The 20,508-nt window shown below is 68.0% G+C and carries 18 protein-coding genes; 14 read left to right on the forward strand and 4 right to left on the reverse strand.

The features are described from left to right. Window positions 1-77: 77 nt before the first annotated feature. The gene (gene serB / locus FHW79_RS20445) at window positions 78-989 is read right to left on the reverse strand and encodes a phosphoserine phosphatase SerB (RefSeq protein WP_183180650.1); all 912 of its coding nucleotides are present in this window, start codon (window positions 987-989) and stop codon (window positions 78-80) included. Window positions 990-1,150: 161 nt separating this feature from the next. Here serB and FHW79_RS20450 point away from each other — a divergent pair, with 161 nt between their 5' ends. The 6 genes from FHW79_RS20450 to ilvC all read left to right on the forward strand — a co-directional run bounded on the left by FHW79_RS20450 (window position 1,151) and on the right by ilvC (window position 7,769). Continuing rightward, entirely contained in the window at window positions 1,151-1,639 is a 489-nt protein-coding gene (locus tag FHW79_RS20450) for a cupredoxin domain-containing protein (protein WP_183180651.1), read from the forward strand. 80 nt (window positions 1,640-1,719) lie between these two features. After that, window positions 1,720-2,712: a tRNA (adenosine(37)-N6)-dimethylallyltransferase MiaA gene (gene miaA / locus FHW79_RS20455; RefSeq protein WP_183180652.1), complete on the forward strand. Its 993-nt coding sequence runs from the start codon at window positions 1,720-1,722 to the stop codon at window positions 2,710-2,712. Between the two features lie 18 nt (window positions 2,713-2,730). Then, window positions 2,731-3,945, forward strand: a complete 1,215-nt coding sequence (locus tag FHW79_RS20460; RefSeq protein WP_348984229.1) for a PLP-dependent aminotransferase family protein — start codon at window positions 2,731-2,733, stop codon at window positions 3,943-3,945. Window positions 3,946-4,251: 306 nt separating this feature from the next. Beyond that, on the forward strand, window positions 4,252-6,015 hold the full coding sequence (locus tag FHW79_RS20465; RefSeq protein WP_014239994.1) for an acetolactate synthase 3 large subunit: 1,764 nt from the start codon (window positions 4,252-4,254) through the stop codon (window positions 6,013-6,015). A gap of 50 nt (window positions 6,016-6,065) precedes the next feature. After that, complete coding sequence (ilvN, locus tag FHW79_RS20470; protein WP_174440724.1) at window positions 6,066-6,572, forward strand: acetolactate synthase small subunit; 507 nt, start codon at window positions 6,066-6,068, stop codon at window positions 6,570-6,572. A 177-nt stretch (window positions 6,573-6,749) separates the two neighbouring features. After that, complete coding sequence (ilvC, locus tag FHW79_RS20475) at window positions 6,750-7,769, forward strand: ketol-acid reductoisomerase (RefSeq protein ID WP_035672698.1); 1,020 nt, start codon at window positions 6,750-6,752, stop codon at window positions 7,767-7,769. Window positions 7,770-7,947: 178 nt separating this feature from the next. On the opposite strand, the gene phoU is transcribed toward ilvC, so the two are convergent. Continuing rightward, window positions 7,948-8,652, reverse strand: a complete 705-nt coding sequence (gene phoU, locus FHW79_RS20480; protein ID WP_014239997.1) for a phosphate signaling complex protein PhoU — start codon at window positions 8,650-8,652, stop codon at window positions 7,948-7,950. Window positions 8,653-8,849: 197 nt separating this feature from the next. On the opposite strand from phoU, the gene FHW79_RS20485 reads away from it, so the two are divergent. The 5 genes from FHW79_RS20485 (at window position 8,850) to mrdA (ending at window position 14,261) form a co-directional block, all read left to right on the forward strand. Next, a complete protein-coding gene (locus tag FHW79_RS20485) occupies window positions 8,850-9,389 on the forward strand; it encodes a TIGR00645 family protein (protein ID WP_348984238.1) in 540 nt (179 codons plus the stop codon). Between the two features lie 441 nt (window positions 9,390-9,830). Further along, window positions 9,831-10,871 (forward strand): rod shape-determining protein, encoded by a 1,041-nt coding sequence (locus FHW79_RS20490; protein WP_014240000.1) that lies wholly within the window; start codon window positions 9,831-9,833, stop codon window positions 10,869-10,871. Window positions 10,872-10,961: 90 nt separating this feature from the next. Beyond that, window positions 10,962-11,831 carry a rod shape-determining protein MreC gene (mreC, locus tag FHW79_RS20495; protein WP_183180654.1) on the forward strand — a complete coding sequence of 290 codons (870 nt, stop codon included), beginning with the start codon at window positions 10,962-10,964 and terminating at the stop codon, window positions 11,829-11,831. Next, entirely contained in the window at window positions 11,828-12,340 is a 513-nt protein-coding gene (gene mreD, locus FHW79_RS20500; RefSeq protein WP_183180655.1) for a rod shape-determining protein MreD, read from the forward strand. The genes mreC and mreD overlap by 4 nt, the downstream gene beginning before the upstream one ends. 43 nt (window positions 12,341-12,383) lie before the next feature. Beyond that, entirely contained in the window at window positions 12,384-14,261 is a 1,878-nt protein-coding gene (mrdA, locus tag FHW79_RS20505; RefSeq protein ID WP_014240003.1) for a penicillin-binding protein 2, read from the forward strand. 30 nt (window positions 14,262-14,291) lie between these two features. Here mrdA and FHW79_RS20510 read toward each other — a convergent pair whose 3' ends face one another. Next, window positions 14,292-16,013 (reverse strand): methyl-accepting chemotaxis protein, encoded by a 1,722-nt coding sequence (locus FHW79_RS20510; RefSeq protein ID WP_348984230.1) that lies wholly within the window; start codon window positions 16,011-16,013, stop codon window positions 14,292-14,294. A 196-nt stretch (window positions 16,014-16,209) separates the two neighbouring features. Between FHW79_RS20510 and FHW79_RS20515 the strand changes: the two genes are divergently transcribed. Continuing rightward, window positions 16,210-16,887 carry a DedA family protein gene (locus tag FHW79_RS20515; RefSeq protein WP_119510012.1) on the forward strand — a complete coding sequence of 226 codons (678 nt, stop codon included), beginning with the start codon at window positions 16,210-16,212 and terminating at the stop codon, window positions 16,885-16,887. Between the two features lie 18 nt (window positions 16,888-16,905). Here the strand turns inward: FHW79_RS20515 and FHW79_RS20520 are convergent, their stop codons facing one another. Beyond that, complete coding sequence (locus FHW79_RS20520; RefSeq protein ID WP_236778199.1) at window positions 16,906-17,568, reverse strand: LysE family transporter; 663 nt, start codon at window positions 17,566-17,568, stop codon at window positions 16,906-16,908. Window positions 17,569-17,805: 237 nt separating this feature from the next. Here FHW79_RS20520 and FHW79_RS20525 point away from each other — a divergent pair, with 237 nt between their 5' ends. Both FHW79_RS20525 and FHW79_RS20530 read left to right on the forward strand, forming a co-directional pair. After that, window positions 17,806-18,798: a BMP family ABC transporter substrate-binding protein gene (locus FHW79_RS20525; protein ID WP_211108406.1), complete on the forward strand. Its 993-nt coding sequence runs from the start codon at window positions 17,806-17,808 to the stop codon at window positions 18,796-18,798. 129 nt (window positions 18,799-18,927) lie between these two features. Then, window positions 18,928-20,463 (forward strand): ABC transporter ATP-binding protein, encoded by a 1,536-nt coding sequence (locus tag FHW79_RS20530; protein WP_183180658.1) that lies wholly within the window; start codon window positions 18,928-18,930, stop codon window positions 20,461-20,463. The last annotated feature ends 45 nt before the right edge of the window (window positions 20,464-20,508 follow it).

The raw sequence follows: 20,508 nt of genomic DNA on the forward strand, positions 1-20,508 counted from the left end.
AAAAGGGCACCGGCGGTCTCCCGCCGGTGCCCTTTCGCTTTGTGAGGTCGTGGAGCGTGCCCGTCAAAGGTGGACGGTCAGCCCTCCACGAACTCCCCGATCCGGTAGCCCTGGGCGAACAGCAGGGCGGTCAGGTCGCCATGGTCCACGCGGGCGCGGGCCTGGGCGGCCACCGTCGGCTTGGCGTGGAAGGCGACGCCCAGCCCGGCGGCCAGCAGCATCGGCAGGTCGTTGGCGCCGTCGCCGACGGCCATCGTCTCGACGGTCGGGACGTGGCGCTCCCCGGCATAGGCGAGCAGCGCCTCCAGCTTGCTGTCCTTGTCGAGGATCGGCTCGACCACCGCGCCGGTCATGACGCCATCCACCACCTCAAGCACGTTGCCGCGGTCGTCGTCGAAGCCGACCCACTGGCGCACCCGCTCCGTGAAACAGCGGAAGCCGCCGGAGACCAGCACGCAGGTCGCCCCGTTGGCGCGCATGGTGGAGACCAGCGTCCTGGCGCCCGGCATCAGAGTGGCGCGCTGCCAAACCTCGTCGACGACGCTCTCGTTCAGGCCCTTGAGCAGGGCGACCCGCTCGCGCACCGCGCCCTTGAAGTCGATCTCGCCATTCATGGCGCGGGCGGTGATCGCGGCGATGTGGTCCTTCAGCCCGACGTAATCGCCCAGTTCGTCCAGCATCTCCTGCTCGATGATCGTCGATTCCATGTCGGCGACCAGCAGGCGCTTCCTCCGGTTGCCCGGCTTCTGGGCGACGACGTCCACAGCAAGGCCGTCCGACGCAAGATTGGCCAGGGCGCGGCGCACGGCGGCCTCGGCCTGCTCGGGCACCAGCCCTTCCTCGGCGATGTCGCAGGCGCGGTCCGGCGCCAGCCAGTCCGGCTTGGCGGTGTCGGCCCCGAGCGCGGTCAGGGACGCGCGGGCGGCCTGCACGGCCTGCTCGTCGAGAACGGCGGAGGCGGCGGCGATCAGCGTAACGACAGCGCTCATGGCGGGGCGATCCTGGAAGAGCCGTGGGGAAGGGCGCGCGCGCTCCCTAGCACAGCCGGGAGTTTGCGCCAACCCACTCCGCCAAGCGTCGTAGACATTCCGCGCCGGGGACCTGGACACGTCCCGCCGTGTTTCCGCTCAAATCGCCGGAGGGCTCGTCCATGATCCAGCGGCCCGCCACCCTTCTTACACCGCCCATTCTCGCCTTCACCCTGATCCTGGCCGGATGCGGCGCCGGGACCGATCTGGCGCAGCGCCCGCCGCCCGGCTATGTCGGCGACGTGGGGGCGCGCGTCTCGGCGGTGGACTGGACGCAGGCCCGCCCCGTGACCGTGCGGTTGGACGAGTTCCGGTTCCAGCCCGACCGTCTGGCCTTCGAGCGGGGAGCGCCCTATCGCCTGAAGCTGGAGAACCACGGGACCGTCGCGCACACCTTCACCTCCGAAGGCTTCTTCAAGGCCATCGCGGTGCGTCGGGTCACCACCGCGCAAGGCGCCGTCGAAACGCCGGCCCTGGTGAATCTGGAGATCCCCGCCGGTCAGACCGACGTGGTGGAGTTCGTTCCGGTCCAGGCTGGAACCTACGACCTGGCCTGCCACGAACCGCTGCACAGCGGTTTCGGCATGACCGGGACGATCACGGTTCGCTGAGGCCCCGCACCGGTCGCCCTTGCCAAGCCGAGCCTTCCCCTGCCATACGCTGTAGCCGGAGGAACGTCAGGCAAGGCGATATGGCAGAGAACAGCCCGCGCGACCGGGATGTGCAGCACCGGCATGTGGTGGTGATCGGCGGCCCGACGGCCTCGGGCAAGTCGGGTATGGCGCTCGACATCGCCCTGGCGCGCAACGGCACGGTCATCAACGCCGACAGCATGCAACTCTACGCCGAGTTGGACGTGTTGACCGCCCGTCCGGGGGCGGAGGATCTGGCGCAGGCCCCGCATCGGCTCTATGGCGTGCTGCCGGCGGCGGAGCGCGGCTCTGCGGCGCGCTGGCGCGACATGGCGCTGGCTGAGATCGCCGCGGCGCACGCCGCCGGGCGTCTGCCCATCGTCGTCGGCGGCACCGGCCTCTACCTGCGCACGCTGATGGAGGGGTTGAGCGCCGTCCCCGCCGTCCCGGACGAGGTGCGTAAGGCCGCCCACGCCCGCCTGCGGGATATTGGCGGCGAGGCGTTCCGCGAGGAGCTGATCCGCCGCGATCCGGCCTCGGCCAAGCTGAATCCCGGTGACACCACCCGCCTGACCCGCGCCTGGGAGGTGCTGGAGGCCACTGGCCATCCGCTGTCCCACTGGCAGACCCAGCGCGCCGAGGGCGCGCCGGAGGGGCTGTTGTTCTCCGTGCTGGTGATCGACCCGCCGCGCGACGCGCTCTACGCCAACTGTGACCGCCGCTTTCGCGTGATGATGGGGCAGGGCGCGCTGGAGGAGGTGCGGCGGCTCGACGCGCTCGGCCTCGACGCCGACCTGCCGGCGATGAAGGCGCTGGGCGTGCCGGAACTGCGCGACCATCTGCGCGGCGCGCTGACCCTCGACGAAGCCATTGCGCTGGCACAGCAATCGACGCGCCGCTACGCGAAGCGGCAGGTCACCTGGTTCCGCCACCAGCTCGCGGCGCGGCCTCCGGCCTCCGCGCTGCATGGCTGCCATACGATCAATTCGCTCTACACAAGACCACTTAGTGAAGCAATACTGACCTATCTTGAAACGACGTTGCGTCGTTGACCCTCAGGAGGATTGAAAGTGACGGTCGATTGGGGAAACGTGTTTGCCGGTCGCGTCGCCGGCATGGGGGCCTCGGAAATCCGGGAGCTGCTGAAGCTGCTCCAGCGGCCGGAGATCATCTCCTTCGCCGGGGGCATCCCGGACCCCGATTTCTTCCCGACCGCGGCCATCGCCCGCGCCTATGAGAAGATCTTCCAGTCCAACAGCGGGGCCGGCGACGCGCTCCAGTACACCATCAGCGAGGGCTACACGCCGCTGCGCGAGTGGATCGGCGCCTACATGGGCCGCCGCGGCATCCAGGCCGGGTTGGACGAGGTGCTGGTGACCAGCGGGTCGCAGCAGGCGCTGGAGTTCGTCGGCAAGCTGCTGATCGGGCCGGGTGAGAAGATCCTGGTGACCCGCCCGACCTACCTCGGCGCGCTCCAGGCCTTCTCACCCTACGAGCCGCAGTACCTGTCTGTCCCCGGCGACGCCGAGGGGCCGGACCTCGCCGCGGTGGAGGCGGCGCTGGAGCAGAAGCCGAAGTTCTTCTACCTCGTCCCCGACTTCCAGAACCCCAACGGTACGACGATCTCGCTGGCCCGCCGCGAGGCGCTGCTCGACCTCTGCGCCAAGCACGGCGTGCCGATCGTCGAGGACGCCGCCTACACCGAGCTGCGCTACGAGGGCGAGGCGATCCCGTCCATCGCCGCGCTGGACGCCGCCCGCAATGGCGGCAAGATCACCAATGTGCTGTTCTGCGGCTCCTTCTCCAAGACGATGGTGCCGGCCCTGCGCGTGGGCTGGATCAACGGCCCGGCCGAGGTCATCAACCGGCTGGTCCTGATGAAGCAGGCCGGCGACCTGCACACCAGCACCATCAACCAGATCGTGCTGCACGACGTGGTGTCGCAGAACTTCGACAGCCACATCCGCCGCCTGCGCGCCGCCTATAAGGAGCGCCGCGACGCCATGCTGACCGCGCTGGACGAGTTCGCCCCGGCCGGGGTGACCTGGACCAAGCCGGAAGGCGGCATGTTCGTCTGGATCGAACTGCCGGAGGGCACCGACGGGGTGGACCTGCTGGCCCGCGCCATCAAGGACGCCAACGTCGCCTTCGTCCCCGGCTCGGCCTTCCACGCCGACCGCTCGGGCAAGAACACGCTGCGCCTCAGCTTCTCCAACAACAACCCGGAACGCATCCGCGAAGGCATCCGCCGCCTCTGCGGCCTGCTCCAGACCGTCGCGGCGTAACCTCCGCCATCTCTTGCGCAACGGCCTGCCTCCGCACCCGCGGGGCAGGCCGTTCGCGTTCGTGGGCGGCTTTGCGGGGAGGGCGGTCTTTCCAGCTTGCGAAATATTTGGAAAAACTGCGGCAAAAAATCTTTTCGATCATTCGCAAAATGGGTTGACCGAGGACCGACGAATTGTCTAGTTTGCCGGTCCCGGCCTTTCGCCTTTGGGGATAACCCCTTGTTTTCCCAGCAGGCCATCGCCGGGGTTTGAGAAGGAACAGGGCCGCCCGTGAAAAGAGGGGCCCCCATTGGAAGGTCGTGAGCTATGCCCGAACAGAAGCTGACCGGCGCGCAGATCGTCATCAAGGCCCTGAAGGATCAGGGCGTCGACATCATCTTCGGTTATCCGGGCGGCGCGGTACTTCCGATCTACGACGCCATCTTCCAGCAGAACGACATCAAGCACATCCTGGTCCGGCATGAGCAGGCCGCCGTGCACGCCGCGGAAGGCTACGCCCGCTCCACCGGCAAGGTGGGCTGCGTGCTGGTGACCTCCGGCCCCGGCGCCACCAACGCCGTGACGGGTCTGCTCGACGCGCTGTGCGACAGCATTCCGCTGGTCTGCCTGTCCGGGCAGGTGCCGACCCATCTGATCGGCAACGACGCCTTCCAGGAGGCCGACACCACCGGCATCACGCGCCCCTGCACCAAGCACAATTACCTGGTGAAGGACGTCAACCAGCTGGCCCGCACCATGCACGAGGCCTTCTACGTGGCGCGCAGCGGCCGGCCCGGCCCGGTGCTGGTCGACATCCCGAAGGACGTGCAGTTCGCCGACGGCACCTACATCCCGCCGACTGAGGTAAAGCACAAGACCTACCGCCCGCAGGTGAAGCCCGAGATCGCCCGCGTGGAGGAGGCCATCGAGCTGATCGCCACCGCCAAGCGGCCGATCTTCTACACCGGCGGCGGCGTGGTGAACGCCGGCCCGATCGCGGCCAAGCTGCTGACCCAGTTCGTGAAGATGACCGGCTTCCCGATCACCTCGACTCTGATGGGGCTGGGCGCCTTCCCGGCGTCGGACCCGCAGTGGCTGGGCATGCTGGGCATGCACGGCACGTACGAGGCGAACCTCGCCATGTACAACTGCGACGTCATGATCAACATCGGCGCCCGCTTCGACGACCGCGTGACCGGCAAGCTGTCGGAATTCGCGCCGGGCTCGAAGAAGATCCACGTCGACATCGACCCCAGCTCGATCAACAAGAACGTCGCGGTGGACATCCCCATCGTCGGTGACGCCGGCGCCGTTCTGGAGGACATGATCCGCATCTGGAAGGCCCGCCAGAAGCGCGCCGACCAGACCGCGCTGAAGGAGTGGTGGGGTCAGGTCGAGGGCTGGCGCGCCCGCAACTGCCTGAACTACAACCGCACCGAGGCGGTCATCAAGCCGCAGTACGCGTTGGAGCGGCTGCGCGAGGCGCTGCGCGGCAAGAACCATTACGTGACGACCGAGGTCGGCCAGCACCAGATGTGGGCCGCCCAGTTCCTGCCCTTCGACGAGCCGAACCGCTGGATGACCTCCGGCGGCCTGGGCACCATGGGCTACGGCCTGCCGGCGGCCATCGGCGCCCAGCTCGCCCACCCCGACGCCATCGTCGTGGACGTTTCGGGCGAGGCGTCCTTCCTGATGAACATGCAGGAGATCGGCACGGCGGTGCAGTACCGCGCCCCGGTCAAGATCTTCATCCTGAACAACAAGTACATGGGCATGGTGCGCCAGTGGCAGGAGCTGCTGCACGGCTCCCGCTACTCCAACAGCTACTCCGAGGCGCTGCCCGACTTCGTGAAGCTGGCGGAAAGCTGGGGCTGCGTCGGCCTGCGCGCGACCACGGTGGCCGAGGTGGACGAGGTCATCGAGAAGATGCTGGCCGTCACCGACCGCCCCTGCATCATCGACATCGCCGTGGACCCGAAGGAGAACTGCTTCCCGATGATCCCCGGCGGCAAGGCCCACAACGAAATCCTGTTCGGTCCGGAGGACAGCCCGTCCGACGCCACGCCGGAAGACGGCATGGTGCTGGTCTGATCGCGGCGACCAAGACGAACGGTTGAAGGCCCTCTGGCGGAGTACGGATCGTGGAAGAGAAGATCGAGAAGCACACCATCGCCGTGCTGGTGGACAACGAGCCGGGCGTGCTGGCCCGCGTCATCGGCCTGTTCTCGGGCCGCGGCTACAACATCGAAAGCCTGACGGTGGCGGAGGTGAACAACGCCGACCACCTGTCGCGCATCACCCTGGTCACCTCCGGCACCCGCATGGTGGTGGAGCAGATCAAGGCCCAGCTCGACCGCCTCGTCCCGGTGCACAAGGTGCACGACCTGACGGACGAGGGACCCTCGGTGGAGCGCGAGCTTGCGCTGGTCAAGGTCGCCGGCACCGGCGAGCGCCGCATCGAGGCGCTGCGTCTGGCCGACATCTTCAAGGCGAAGGTGGTGGACGCCACCCTGACCTCCTTCGTGTTCGAGCTGACCGGCACGACGGCCGAAGTCGACGACTTCGTCGGGCTGATGGCCCAGCTCGGCCTCGTCGAGGCCAGCCGGACCGGCGTCGTCGCCATGTCCAAAGGTCCCACCGGGTTCTGATCCCGGCCCCCCTGGCAACCAAGGACGACGGCGGGCCATGAGTTTGAAGCGACCCAGCCCGCCGCCCTTTATCCGTCTAACGAACAGTGTTCTGCTTGACGCGGCCCTTTCGCCGGTGGAGTAATTCCGCTGCGCAAAACCCGCACCACCAGATCGAAAAATCCAAGGAAGACCACCATGCGCGTCTATTATGATCGTGATGCCGACGTGAACCTGATCAAGGGGAAGAAGGTCGTCATCGTCGGCTACGGCAGCCAGGGCCACGCCCACGCCAACAATCTGCGTGACAGCGGCGTGAAGGACGTGCGCATCGCCCTCCGCCCCGGCTCGGCCACCATCAAGAAGGCCGAGAACGCCGGCTTCACGGTCATGTCCCCGGCCGAGGCCGCCGCTTGGGCCGACGTGGTGATGATCCTCACCCCGGACGAGCTGCAGGCCGACCTGTACCGCGACGACCTCGCCAAGAACCTGAAGGAAGGCGCCGCTCTGGCCTTCGCGCACGGCCTGAACGTGCACTTCAACCTGATCGAGCCGCGCGCTGACCTCGACGTGTTCATGATCGCGCCGAAGGGCCCCGGCCACACCGTCCGCGGCGAGTACCAGCGCGGCGGCGGCGTGCCCTGCCTCGTGGCCGTGCACCAGAACGCCTCGGGCAACGCGCTGGACATCGCCCTGTCCTACGCCTCGGCCATCGGCGGCGGCCGCGCCGGCATCATCGAGACGACCTTTAAGGAAGAGTGCGAGACCGACCTGTTCGGCGAGCAGGCCGTGCTCTGCGGCGGCCTGACCGAGCTGATCAAGGCCGGCTACGAGACCCTGACCGAGGCCGGCTACGCCCCGGAGATGGCCTATTTCGAGTGCCTGCACGAGGTGAAGCTGATCGTCGACCTCATGTATGAGGGCGGCATGGCCAACATGCGCTACTCGATCTCCAACACCGCCGAGTACGGCGACTACAAGACCGGCCCGCGCATCATCACCCCGGAGACCAAGGCCGAGATGAAGCGCGTCCTGGAGGACATCCAGACCGGCCGCTTCGTCCGCGACTGGATGCTGGAGTGCAAAGCCGGCCAGCCGTCCTTCAAGGCGACCCGCCGCCGCAACGCCGAGCATTCGATCGAGCAGGTCGGCGAGAAGCTGCGCGCCATGATGCCCTGGATCGCCGAGCGCCGTCTGGTCGACAAGTCCAAGAACTGATCGGTTCCTGGATCGAGAAATGGGAAAGCGCGCCGCGAGGCGCGCTTTTTCGTTTGTGGGGAGTGCTGCATTGGCTTGCCCCCCTCCCGGCCTCCCCCCGCTTCGCAGGGGGAGGAGAAAATTCCCTCCCCTGCGTCAGCGGGGGAGGGTTAGGGTGGGGGCAAGCGCCGCAACACGCTCACACATCCCCCCGCGACCGGTCCGCCTTCGGCCGCTCGTCGAGCAGTGGCCGGCCGGTGTGCACGAAATGCACGACCTCGGCGATGTTGGTCGCGTGGTCGCCGATGCGCTCCAGGCTCTTGGCGATGAACAGCAGGTGCATGTGGGCGGTGAACATCTCCGGCAGGCGGGCCGCCGACTGGTTGATGCTCTCGCACAGGCTGGTGTAGAGCGCGTCCACCTCGTCGTCGGTGCGCCAGACGCGCAGCGCCAGTTCGACGTCGCCGTCCACATAGGCGTCTACCGCGGTGGTCAGGCGCTGGCGCACCAGACGGCCCAGGTTGGGCAGTGTGCTCATCGCCGGGGATTCGGGGAATTCGGCCACGGCGACGGCGCGGCGGGCGGTGTTGGCGGCGTGGTCGCCGACGCGCTCCAGGTTGCCGGCGATCTTCAGGGCGGCGATCACCTCGCGCAGGTCGTCGGCCACCGGCTGGCGCAGCACCAGCATGCGCATGCAGTTCGCCTCGATCTCGTGCTCGTAGCTGTCGAGGCGCGCGTCGGACTCGACGATCGCGCGGGCCTGCTCCGGGTTGCGTTGGGTCAGGCAGGTCAGCGCGCCGTCGAGCTGGGTTTCCGCGGCGCCCGCCATCTGCACGATGCTGGCCTTCAGCCGCTTCATGGCGTCTTCGAACGCGGTGACGATGTGCGGGGCGGGGTGCTTCATGGGGCTGGCCTTGTCAGTGCGGGCGTCGGTGCGGCGGACGGCCGGAAACCTTACAGTTTTGCGTCCCGGCAGGCCAGTGCCGTTGCCGCGGGGCTGGCAGCGCGCGCTGCATGGGAACGGTTGATTTCGCAGATGCGAAATGGCAAGAGTCCGGCGCTCCTACCCCTTATGACCAAGCACGGACGCCGACCGTCATGATCGAACGCCGTTTCGAACAGATCATCTTCGCCAGCCGCTGGCTGCTCGCCCCCTTCTACCTGGGGCTCGTCGTGTCGCTGGTGCTCCTGCTGGTGAAGTTCACCCAGGAGATCTTCCACATCGTTCCGCATGTGCTGGAGATGCAGGAGAAGGACGTGCTGCTGGCCGTGCTGACCCTGATCGACCTGTCGCTGGCCGGCAACCTGCTGCTGATGGTGATCTTTTCGGGATACGAGAACTTCGTGTCGAAGATCGACGTGGCCGACCACAAGGATCGCCCGGACTGGATGGGCAAGGTCGACTTCGGCGGGCTGAAGCTGAAGCTGATCGCCTCCATCGTGGCGATCTCCGGCATCCACCTGCTGAAAAGCTTCATGAACATCGACAACACCAGCAAGGAAAACCTGATGTGGATGGTCATCGTCCACATGACCTTCGTGGTGTCGGGCGTCCTGCTGGCCCTGATGGACCGGCTGGAAGGGAGCCATCACGGAGCGCACGGCAAGGCTGCGGCCGGGGCGAAATCCGATCATCACTGAGGCCGCCGGAGCGGTTTCAAACGCGACACAAAGCCGTTGCGGCGGGTTGGGAATCAGCCTAAGGATACCCCCGCCGCGAGCGGGGCGGTTTGGCCGGACGCCGGAGGTTCCCGCCTCCTGTTGACGGAAAATTAACCCTGACGCGGCAGTGTGGCGGGCACCGGAGGACGGCGTTGCGCCAGGACTTCGGGGACTGGACATTCCGCCGGGACCGGCCCTGCCTCAAGGACCGCCTCCCATCGACCAGAGCGCCGGACCGGCGCCGGCACCCGCCCCACGGGCGCTGGACACAGGGTTCGGCAAGGCGTGCCGTCTGCACTCTCCGCTTGAGCGCGAAGGGGCATTCGTCTATGGAACCGTTGGCGGGCGTGGCCCTCCGCACCGGAGCGGGCACATCGCCGGCAAGGCCGTCTCAACCGCATTGAAGAGTTAGTCGGGTCCATGCTTTCCAAACTCCTCGGCGTGCTTTCCGCCGACATGGCGATCGATTTGGGGACGGCCAACACCCTGGTCTATGTCAAGGGCCGCGGCATCGTTCTGAACGAACCCTCGGTCGTGGCCATCGCCAATGTCCGCGGCAAGAAGCAGGTGCTGGCCGTCGGCGACGAGGCCAAGATGATGCTGGGCCGCACGCCCGGCAACATCCAGGCCATCCGCCCCCTCCGCGACGGCGTCATCGCCGACTTCGAAGTCGCCGAGGAGATGATCAAGCACTTCATACGCAAGGTGCACAACCGGCGCAGCTTCGCGAGCCCGCAGGTCATCATCTGCGTGCCGTCGGGCTCCACCGCCGTGGAGCGCCGGGCGATCCAGGAATCGGCGGAGGCCGCCGGCGCCCGCCGGGTCTTCCTGATCGAGGAGCCGATGGCCGCCGCGATCGGCGCCGGGCTTCCGGTGACGGAGCCGACCGGTTCCATGGTCGTGGACATCGGCGGCGGCACCACCGAGGTGGCCGTGCTGTCGCTGGGCGGCATCGTCTATTCCCGCTCGGTCCGCGTGGGCGGCGACAAGATGGACGAGGCCATCATCGGCTACATCCGCCGCACCCACAATCTGCTGGTCGGCGAAGGCTCGGCGGAGCGGATCAAGAAGGAAATCGGCTCGGCCTGCCCGCCGGAAGACGGCGAGGGCCGCATCCTGGAGATCAAGGGCCGCGACCTGATGAACGGCGTGCCCAAGGAACTCATCATCTCCGAGCGGCAGATCGCCGAGTCCCTGGCGGAGCCGGTGTCGGCCATCGTCGAGGCCGTGAAGGTTGCGCTGGAGCACACGGCGCCGGAACTGGCCGCGGACATCGTGGACAAGGGCATCGTGCTGACCGGCGGCGGCGCCCTGCTGGGCAACCTGGACTTCGTCCTGCGCCACGCCACCGGCCTGCCAGTGTCGATCGCCGACGACCCGCTGTCCTGCGTCGCGCTGGGCACCGGGCGGGCGTTGGAAGAGATGAAGACGCTGCGAAACGTCTTGGTCAGCGCCTACTGATTGGTGTATTGCTCGGTTGGGTTCCCCCGGTGGTTCGTCCATTCGCCGGCGTAGCCGGGGGCGGATCGCGTACCTGGACGGGATGATCCTGTGAAGCCTCGCAATTCCGGTTCCGTCTTGCGCCTTGCCGCTCCCCTGCGGGCGCTCGCTCAGCGCTTCTCCTTCCTGTTGCTGGTGCTCGCCTCCGTCGCTCTGATGATGGTGGGCCGGATCGACGCGCTGTCGGTGGACAGCGCGCGCGCCCGGGTGACCGACGCCTTCGCCCCGATCCTCGACGCGATCTCGCGCCCCGCCGCCACCGCCGCCCACGTCGTGGAGTCGGTGGTCGAGGTGCAGAACGCCTTCGAGGAGAACCAGCGGCTGAAGGCGGAGAACGCGCGGCTGTTGCAGTGGAAGCAGGCGGCGCTGCGCCTGGAGGCGGAGAACATCAGCCTCCGTTCGCTGATGAAGGCGACGCCGGAGCCGTCCTCCTCCTTCATCACGGCGCGGGTCATCGCCGCTCCCGGCAGCTCCTTCCTGCGCACGCTGGTGGTGACCGCCGGCCGCCGCGACGGGGTGCGCAAGGGGCAGGCGGCCATCGCCGGCAGCGGGCTGGTCGGCCGGGTGATCGAGGTCGGGGAGTGGTCGGCCCGCGTCCTCCTGCTGACCGACATCAACACGCGCATCCCCGTGGTGCTTGAGCGCTCGCGCCAGCGGGCGGTGATGGCGGGCGACAACTCCGACCAGACCCGCCTGCTCTACCTGCCGCCGGAAGCGCCGGTGCAGGTCGGCGAGCGGGTGGTGACCTCCGGTCACGGCGGGCAGTTCCCGCCGGGCCTGCCGGTGGGCGTGGTGTCCTCGGCCGGTGAACGTGGCGTCCGGGTGCAGCCGAACGTCGATCTGTCGCGGGTCGAGCACCTGCAACTGGTCGAGTTCAGCTTGCCGGGAAGCGAGGCGGAACCGTCGTCCGAGTCGAAATGACGCTGACCCTGTGGCAGCGGCTGGACAAGACGGGGCGGAATCTCGCCCCGTTCGCGGTGACGGTGATGCTGGCGCTGGTCGGGATGATCCCGGTGCCGCTGCCCGGCTATGCGTCGGTGGCGCCTTTCCTGACCGCCATTGCCGTCTATTATTGGGCGATCCACAGGCCCGACCTGATGGGGCCGGGCACCGCCTTCCTGATCGGGCTTCTGCAGGACCTGCTGACCGGCGGGCCGCTGGGGGTGAACGCGCTGGTGCTGGTGCTGGTCCATTGGGCGGTGTCCAGTCAGCGGCGCGTGTTGGTGTCCAGCACCTTCGCCCTGATGTGGTTCGGCTTCGGGCTGGTCATGATGGGCGTGGCCTGCGTCCAGTGGCTGGCTTTTTCGGCGCTTCAGGCGACGGTTCTGCCGTTCCGCCCGGCGCTGTTCCAGGCGCTGCTCACCATGGCCTTCTTCCCGGCGGTCGCCTGGATGCTGATCCGCGTCCATCGGGCGTTTCTTCAGGGATAGCCGGCAGGGATGATCTGGCAGGGGATGTGAGCCTTTGACTGCGATGGACCGCGACACCGACCGCTACCGCCTGCTGACCCGCCGCGCCGCCGTGCTGGGCGGGTTGAAGCTCGCCGGTCTGTCCGCCCTGGTCGGACGGCTCTATTACCTGCAGGTGGTGGAATCCGCGCGCTTCACCATGCTGGCGGAGGAGAACCGCATCAGCCTGCGGCTGGTCGCCCCGTCGCGCGGCACCATCGTCGACCGGTTCGGCGCGCCGCTGGCGGTGAACCAGCAGAACTACCGCGTCGTCGTGGTGTCGGAGCGCACGCGCAACATCCAGGACACGCTGGACAAGATCTCCAAGATCGTCCCGCTGACCGACGGCGACCGCCGCCGCGTGATGCGCGAACTGCACCGCAAGCGCCGCTTCGTGCCGGTCACCGTGCGCGAGAACCTGACCTGGGAGCAGGTCGCCACCATCGAGATGAACACGCCGGATCTGCCCGGCGTCGCCATCGAAGTCGGCGAGATCCGCCATTACCCGGAGGCGGAGGCGACCGCCCATATCCTGGGCTATGTCGGCGCCGTGTCGGAGGCGGAGCTGAACGGCGACCCCGTGCTGTCGCTGCCCGGCTTCCGCATCGGCAAGGCCGGGATGGAGAAGTATCACGAAAAGGCGCTGCGCGGCACGGCGGGCACCAGCCAGCTCGAGGTCAACGCGGTCGGGCGCGTCATCCGCGAGCTGTCGCGCGACGAGGGTCAGCCGGGCCGCGAGGTCCAGCTGACCATCGACATCGGGTTGCAGAAATTCGTGCAGCAGCGGCTGGCGCAGGAGGTCAGCGCCTCCTGTGTGGTGATGGATGTGCACACCGGCGGCATCTACGCCCTGTGCTCCCACCCCAGCTACGACCCCAACCAGTTCACCATGGGCATCAGCGCCGAGCTGTGGGAGGAGTTGCTGTCCAACCAGGCGACCCCGCTGAACAACAAGGCGGTGGCCGGGCAATACCCGCCGGGCTCGACCTTCAAGCCGGTGGTGGCCCTGGCGGCGCTGGAGTCCGGCCTGATCAGCCGCAACCACTCGGTGTTCTGCCCGGGCCACATGGATCTCGGCGACCACCGCTTCCACTGCTGGAAGAAGGGTGGGCACGGCACGGTGGACGTGGTTGGCGCGCTGCGCCATTCCTGCGACGTGTGGTTCTACGACGTGTCGCGGCGCATCGGCATCGACCGCATCGCCGAAATGGCCAACCGCTTCGACATGGGGCAGCTGACCGGGCTGGACCTGCCGCATGAGCGGCCGGGCCTGATCCCCTCCATCGATTGGAAGAAGGGGGCGCTCGGCAAACCCTGGGCACAGGGCGAGACGCTGATCGCGGCGATCGGGCAGGGCTACGTGCTGTCCACCCCGATGCAGCTCGTCGCCATGACCGCGCGGCTGGCCAACGGCGGCTTCGCGGTGAAGCCCCATCTGACCAAGCAGATCAAGGCGCTGTCGGGCGAGCAGACGAGCTGGCCGCCGATCGGGGTGAAGAAGGAGAACCTCGACCTCGTCCTGCGCGGCCTCTACGAGGTGACCAACGCGCCGAACGGCACCGCCTACAAGTCGCGAATCACCGAACCCGGCTATGAGATGGCCGGCAAGACCGGCTCCGCCCAGGTCCGCCGCATCACCATGGCCGAGCGCAGCACCGGCGTGAAGAAGAACGAGGATCTGCCCTGGCGGGAGCGCGATCACGCGCTGTTCATCTCCTACGCCCCGGTCAGTTCGCCGCGCTACGCCTGCGCGGTGTTCGTGGAGCACGGCGGCGGCGGCTCCACCGCGGCGGCACCGATCGCGCGCGACATCCTGCTGGAATGCCAGAAACGCGATCCGGGCCGTGCCGCCGTGGCGGAAAGCGCCCCGCCGCCCCCGCCACCGGGCGGCACCCGGGGCTAAGGGGGGTGGGCTGAGGGGCCGGGCGGCCGATCAGGCCACGCGCACTTCGGACAGGAACTGATCGACCTCGCGCTTCAGGCTCGATGCGCGTTCGGCCAACTGGTCGGCCGCCTCCTTCACGCTGTGGGTGGCGGCGCTGGTCTCCGACTCCGCCTGCTGGATGCCGGCGACGTTGCTGGACACTTCCGCGGTGCCGTTGGCGGCCTGCTGGGCGTTGCGGCTGATCTCGCCGGTCGCCGCGCTCTGCTGTTCGACGGAGGCGGCCATCTCCGCGGTGGAGCGGTCGATCTCCTCGACCTGGGTGATGATGGCGCGCATCGCCTCCACCGTCCGGCCGGAGGCGCTCTTCACCGCGGCGATCTGGTTGCCGATCTGCTCCGTCATCGCGTGGGTCTGGTTGGCGAGATTCTTGACCTCCTGAGCGACCACGGCGAAGCCTTTGCCGGCCTCCCCGGCGCGGGCGGCCTCGATGGTCGCGTTCAGCGCCAGCAAATTGGTCTGGGAGGCGACGGCGTTGATGGAAGCGACGATCTGGTCGACCTGCTCGATGGCGGCGGACAGGGAATCGAGCTGGGTCTGGGCCAGATTGGCCCCCTCCGCCGCAGCCTTGGAGCGGGCGGCGGCCCGGCTCACGCGCTCGGCCAACTCGTGGATGGAGGCGGACATCTCCTCCGATGCCGAGGCGACGGTCTGGACGTTGGCGCTGGCCTCCTCCGATGCGCCGGCCACGGCGTTGCATTGGGCGCCGACCTCCTCGACCGCGGAGGCGAGCTGCGCCGCTGTGGCCTGAAGCTCGGTGGCGGCGCCGCCGACGTCGTTCACGATGACGCCCACCTGCGACTCGAAACGGCCGGCCAGGGCGAGCATCGCAGCGCGCTTTTCCGCCTGGGAGCGGGCTTCGGCCTCCTTGGCCTCGCGCTCCATCGCGCGGCTGTGGAGCAGGTTGCGCTTGAAGACGTCGGCGGTGGCGGCAATCTGGCCGACTTCGTCCTTGCGGTCGGTGCCGTACACCTCGGTGTCCAGCTTGCCGTCGGCCAGTCCGCGCAGGCAGGCGACGATGGCGGTCACCGGGCGGACGATGCCGAACTGCGACATGAGCCAGCCCAGCAGCAGCCCGACGACAATGCCGACCACGGCGGCGGCGATGAGCTGGACGGCCCGCCGCTCCGCCAGTTGGGAGGCATCGTCGGACAGCCGTGACGCCTTGTCGTCGGTGTAGGCGGTGTATTTGACGCTCAGCTCCTGGAGCTTCCGGGCGGCAACGGCACTGTTTTCGACCGAAGAGAGAATGTCCTGATGATATCCGACCGCGCCTTTCGCATTGATCTGACGGGCTAAGGCCAGGGTCTGTTCCAACTGAGTCTTGTAGAGCGACAACGCCGCTTCGAAGTCTGTCAGCAGACGCATCTGCTCGGGGTCGGCGGTCTCCTTGATCTTGGCGAGGTTCGTGGACAGCGTGTCGCGGCTCGTCGCGATGGAGGGCAGAACCTCCGGCAGATCGGCCGGGTTGGCAGCAAGACGGTATTCGTCGCGGAGCAATTCGACCACCAGGCGATTCAGTCGTGCGCCGAGCCTCATCTCATCGCCGGAAGCTTTGATCTCGTCGGTGGCGCGGCTCAGCGCGTCCAATCCGGTGACCGACGTGGCAGTAATGCCAGCGCAGATCGCTCCCAGCATGATGATAATGGACAAGATTTTCGTGGATATCTTGAAGTTGCTCAGAAGCATGGCGGTTCTCTCTCTTCTCACCATGGCGGAGTGAATACGTCATGGCCGGTATCGGACAGAGACGATCGACTGCATACAGGGGTGTGTACGTCTCTTGCCTATTCTACATCTAAGCATTTATCGTCTGAATGTGACATGCGGTTTCGCGCCGCGACAACGTTCAGGAACCGACGGCCCGCCAACCTGTTTTTTCCAGGGATTAAAACCTGGGTGAGCGGAAATGGCTGGCGGACTGACCAATTGGCTGGTCGATGTGATGCACACGATGAATTACGTGGGCATTTTCCTGCTGCTGGTCCTGGCGCGGGTCATCCCGCCGGTTCCGGCGGAATCCGTCATTCCATTGGCGGGCATCGCGGCAGCGCAGGGCGAGTACAGTCTGCTCGGTGTCGCCCTGGCTGGCGGGCTGGGGTCGCTGGCCGGGCAGTTGGTCTGGTTCCTGCCCAGCCGGTTGATGGGCCGTGACCGGCTGGAAGCCTTTCTAAAACGCTACGGCCATTGGCTGACGATTCACCCGAGGAAGGTCCGACGAAGCACGGAGTGGTTTGGAAAGCATGGCGGGATCGCCGTTTTCCTGACCCAGCCTGTGCCGGGGGTGCGGACCCTGATCTCGATCCCGGCGGGGGCCTGCCGGATGTCGATCCCGCTCTACTGCCTCTATTCCGGGGCCGGGTCGATCCTGTGGACGCTGCTGCTGGCCTGGACCGGCTACATGCTGTCCCGCTGGCCCTTCGCCCACAGTCTGGTGGGCTTTTTCACCGTGGGGCTGCTGGTGGTCCTGGTGGGGCTGTACCTGTACCGACTGGTCAGCCATTTCCACGGCATCCGCCGCGCGCAGAAGTCGTCGCGTGGGCCGGACGGCGATCCGCCGGTAGCGGGGGCCCCGCTCAGTCCTTAAGGCCCAGCTTTGGACGCCTCATCCCATGGCCCAGCCGGCCATGCCCGTTACGGCCATCCCGAGCGCCCACAGGCCGAAGGCCGCCAGCGCCACTCCCGTGCAATGGTTCAGCCGGGTCAGCCCGCGGTCGGAGATGCGGTGGCGCACGGCGGCCACGCCCATCGACAGGGTGAACCACCACAAGGACGCGCCGATGAAGACGCCGGCCACCAGCGTGGAGGCGTCCACCCGACCCAGATTTCCACCCAGACCGAAGCCGGCGAAGATGGCGATGAAGGCCATGATGGTCGCCGGGTTGGTCAGGGTAAGCGACAGACCGGTCATGAAGCCGCCGAGGAACGACGGCGTGTCGGGCGCGCTGGCGGCCTCGCGCTCCTCGTCCTCCGGCTTCTGGCGGAAGGTGCGGATGGCGACAACGAGCAGAAAGATGCCGCCGACGAGCTGGAAGGCGATTTCGTGCCCCTGCAGGAAGTCCAGGGCGGCGGACACGCCGAAGGCCGCTATGGCGCCGTAGATGGTGTCCGCCACGGCGGCGCCGAAGCCGGTGAAGAAGCCCATCAGCGGTCCGTGCTGAAGCGTGCGCCGGATGCAGAGCAGGCCGATGGGACCGACGGGAGCGGCGATGGCGATTCCAAGGACGATGCCCTGCAGCAGCACCACCAGACCATGCACGCCGATCACCTCGTCCAATCTGCGATTCCCTCCTGCGGGCGCCTCCTCCGGGCAATGGCGGGCGTGATAGCGGGCCACCGCCCTTCCGTCAACCGGCGTCGCGGCATGAGGTCCCATACGGGCTGTGACCTGCGGCGGAAATCCCCTCCGCCATGTGCCCTCTGTCGCGGGCTGGGAGGAGCGGCTATCCTGGCCGCCACGACCCGGCAAGCGGGCGCACCGGAACGGGGAAGCGGAACGATGACGATGACGCGCATTCTGAGCATGCTGGCCCTGTCGCTGACGGCGGCGACCGTTCCCGCCGCGGGACCCGCCCTGGCGGCGGACGAGTTCATGCCGGCGGTGGTGTTCGACCAGGGCGGCAAGTTCGACAAGTCCTTCAACGAGGCGGCCTACAACGGGGCGGAGCGCTTCAAGAAGGAAACCGGGATCGTCTACCGCGAGTTCGAGGTCACCAGCGAGAGCCAGCGCGAGCAGGCGCTGCGCAACATGGCGCGGCGGGGCGCCACCGTCATCACGGCGGTCGGCTTCTCCCAGTCCGCCGCCGTGGACAAGGTGTCGCGGGAATACCCCAACACGAAATTCTGCCTGATCGACGACAAGCTGGACCTGCCCAACGTCCAGTCGGTGACCTTCAAGGAGCATGAGGGCTCCTTCCTCGTCGGCATGCTGGCGGCGCTGGCCTCGCAGAGCGGGAAGGTCGGCTTCATCGGGGGCATGGACATCCCGCTGATCCGCAATTTCCTGACCGGCTACGAGCAGGGGGTGAAACATGTGAAGGCGGACGGCGAGGTCTTCACCAACATGACCGGCACCACCCCCGCCGCCTGGAACGACCCCACCCGCGGGGCGGAGCTGGCCAAGAGCCAGTTCGGGCGCGGTGCCGACGTGGTCTTCGCGGCGGCCGGGGCGACCGGGCTGGGCGTGCTCCAGGCCGCTGCGGACGCGGGGAAACTGAGCGTCGGGGTGGACAGCAACCAGAACTGGATCCACCCGGGCAAGATCCTGACCTCGATGGTCAAGCGGGTGGACGTGACCGTCTACGACTGCATGAAGTCGGCCAAGGACGGCAGCTGGACGGCGGGCCACCGCGTCGTCGGGCTGAAGGAGGAGGGCGTCGGCTACGCGCTCGACGAAAACAACCGCAAGCTCGTCACGGCGGAGATGGAGAAGGCCGTTGAGGGTGCCAAGCGCAAGATCATCGCGGGCGAGCTGGTGGTGAAGCCGTATCAGCCGTGAGCTGAGCTTCTGCATCGCCGAGCATTGCCCCCTCCCTGACCCTCCCCCGCGAAGCAGGGGAGGGAAGGGACCCGCGGCGCAAGCCGTGGGAAGGGTGGGGGCAAGGACCTTCCAATCATGAAAGTCCCCATGCCCCGACAGCCTCCCGCCCTGGAAACCCGCGGCGTCAACAAGTGGTTCGGCGCCAACCACGCCAACCGCGACGTGTCGCTGGCCGTGCCGAAGGGCACCATCCACGGCGTGATCGGCGAGAACGGCGCCGGCAAGTCGACGATCATGAGCATCGTCTACGGCTATCTGCCGGCCGACGGCGGCACCATCCTGGTCGACGGCCGCCCGGTGGCGGTGCGCAGCCCGCGCGACGCCCTGGTCGCCGGAATCGGCATGGTCCATCAGCATTTCATGCTCGTCGATCCCTTCACGGTGCTGGAGAACGTGCTGCTCGGGGCGGAGGGCGGCGTCACCCTGGCAGCCGGGATGGCGCGGGCGCGGGTGGAGCTGACCCGGCTGGCCCGCGACTACGGGCTGGAGGTGGACCTCGACCGCCCGGTCGGCGAGCTGCCGGTGGGGGCGCAGCAGCGGGTGGAGATCCTCAAGGCGCTCTACCGAGGCGCCGACCTCCTGATCCTCGACGAGCCCACGGGCGTCCTGACCCCGCAGGAGACCGACCACCTGTTCCGCATCCTTCGCGCGCTGCGCGGGCAGGGGAAGACGGTGGTCATCATCACCCACAAGCTGCGCGAGATCATGGAGCTGACCGACAACGTGACGGTCATGCGCCGCGGGCAGGTGGTGGCGAACGTCGCCACCGCCGACACCAGCCGCGAGGAACTGGCCGAGCTGATGGTCGGACGCAAGGTGCTGCTGCGGGTGGAGAAGGCGCCGGCCACGCCCGGCCCGGCGGTGCTGGAGGTCTCCGGCCTGCGCGTGCGCGACGGGGCTGGGGTGGAGCGGGTGAAGGGCGTCGGGCTGACCGTGCGCGCCGGGGAGATCGTCGGCATCGCCGGCGTGTCCGGCAACGGCCAGTCCGAGTTGCTGGAGGCGCTGGCCGGCATGCGCCCGCTGGCCGGCGGCTCCGTCCGCCTGCGCGGGGAGGAGCTGACCGACCGGCCCGACCGCTTCACCGCGCGGGGGCTGCGCGCGCTCGGCGTCGGCCATGTGCCGGAGGACCGGCAGCGGGTCGGCCTCGTCACGAGCTTCGAGGCGCAGGAATGCGCGATCCTCGGCCATCAGGGCGATCCGGCCTTCAACGGGCGGCTCCTGATGGACCGCCACGCGCTGTTCGACCGCTGTGCGGCGGAGATGGACGCCTACGACGTGCGCCCGCGCGACCCACGCTTGCCCGCCGCCAACTTCTCCGGCGGCAACCAGCAGAAAATCGTCCTGGCCCGCGAGATGGAGCGGAATCCCGACCTGCTGCTGGTCGGCCAGCCCACCCGCGGCGTGGACATTGGGGCCATCGAGTTCATCCATCGCCGTCTGGTGGCGCTGCGTGACCAGGGCAAGGCAATTCTGCTGGTGTCGGTGGAGCTGGACGAGATCCGCGCCCTGTCCGACCGCATCCTCGTCATGTTCGACGGCCGTCTGGTCGGCGAGGCAGCCCCGGACGAAGCGGACGAGCGGCGCCTCGGCCTGATGATGGCCGGGGTGGCGGGGGCTGCGTAAGGCTGACCCCGAACGCTCCCGCTTGCGCTGGGCCGTGGCGCGGGG

The sequence above is a fragment of the Azospirillum sp. OGB3 genome, assembly GCF_014192915.1.
GTDB lineage: Bacteria > Pseudomonadota > Alphaproteobacteria > Azospirillales > Azospirillaceae > Azospirillum.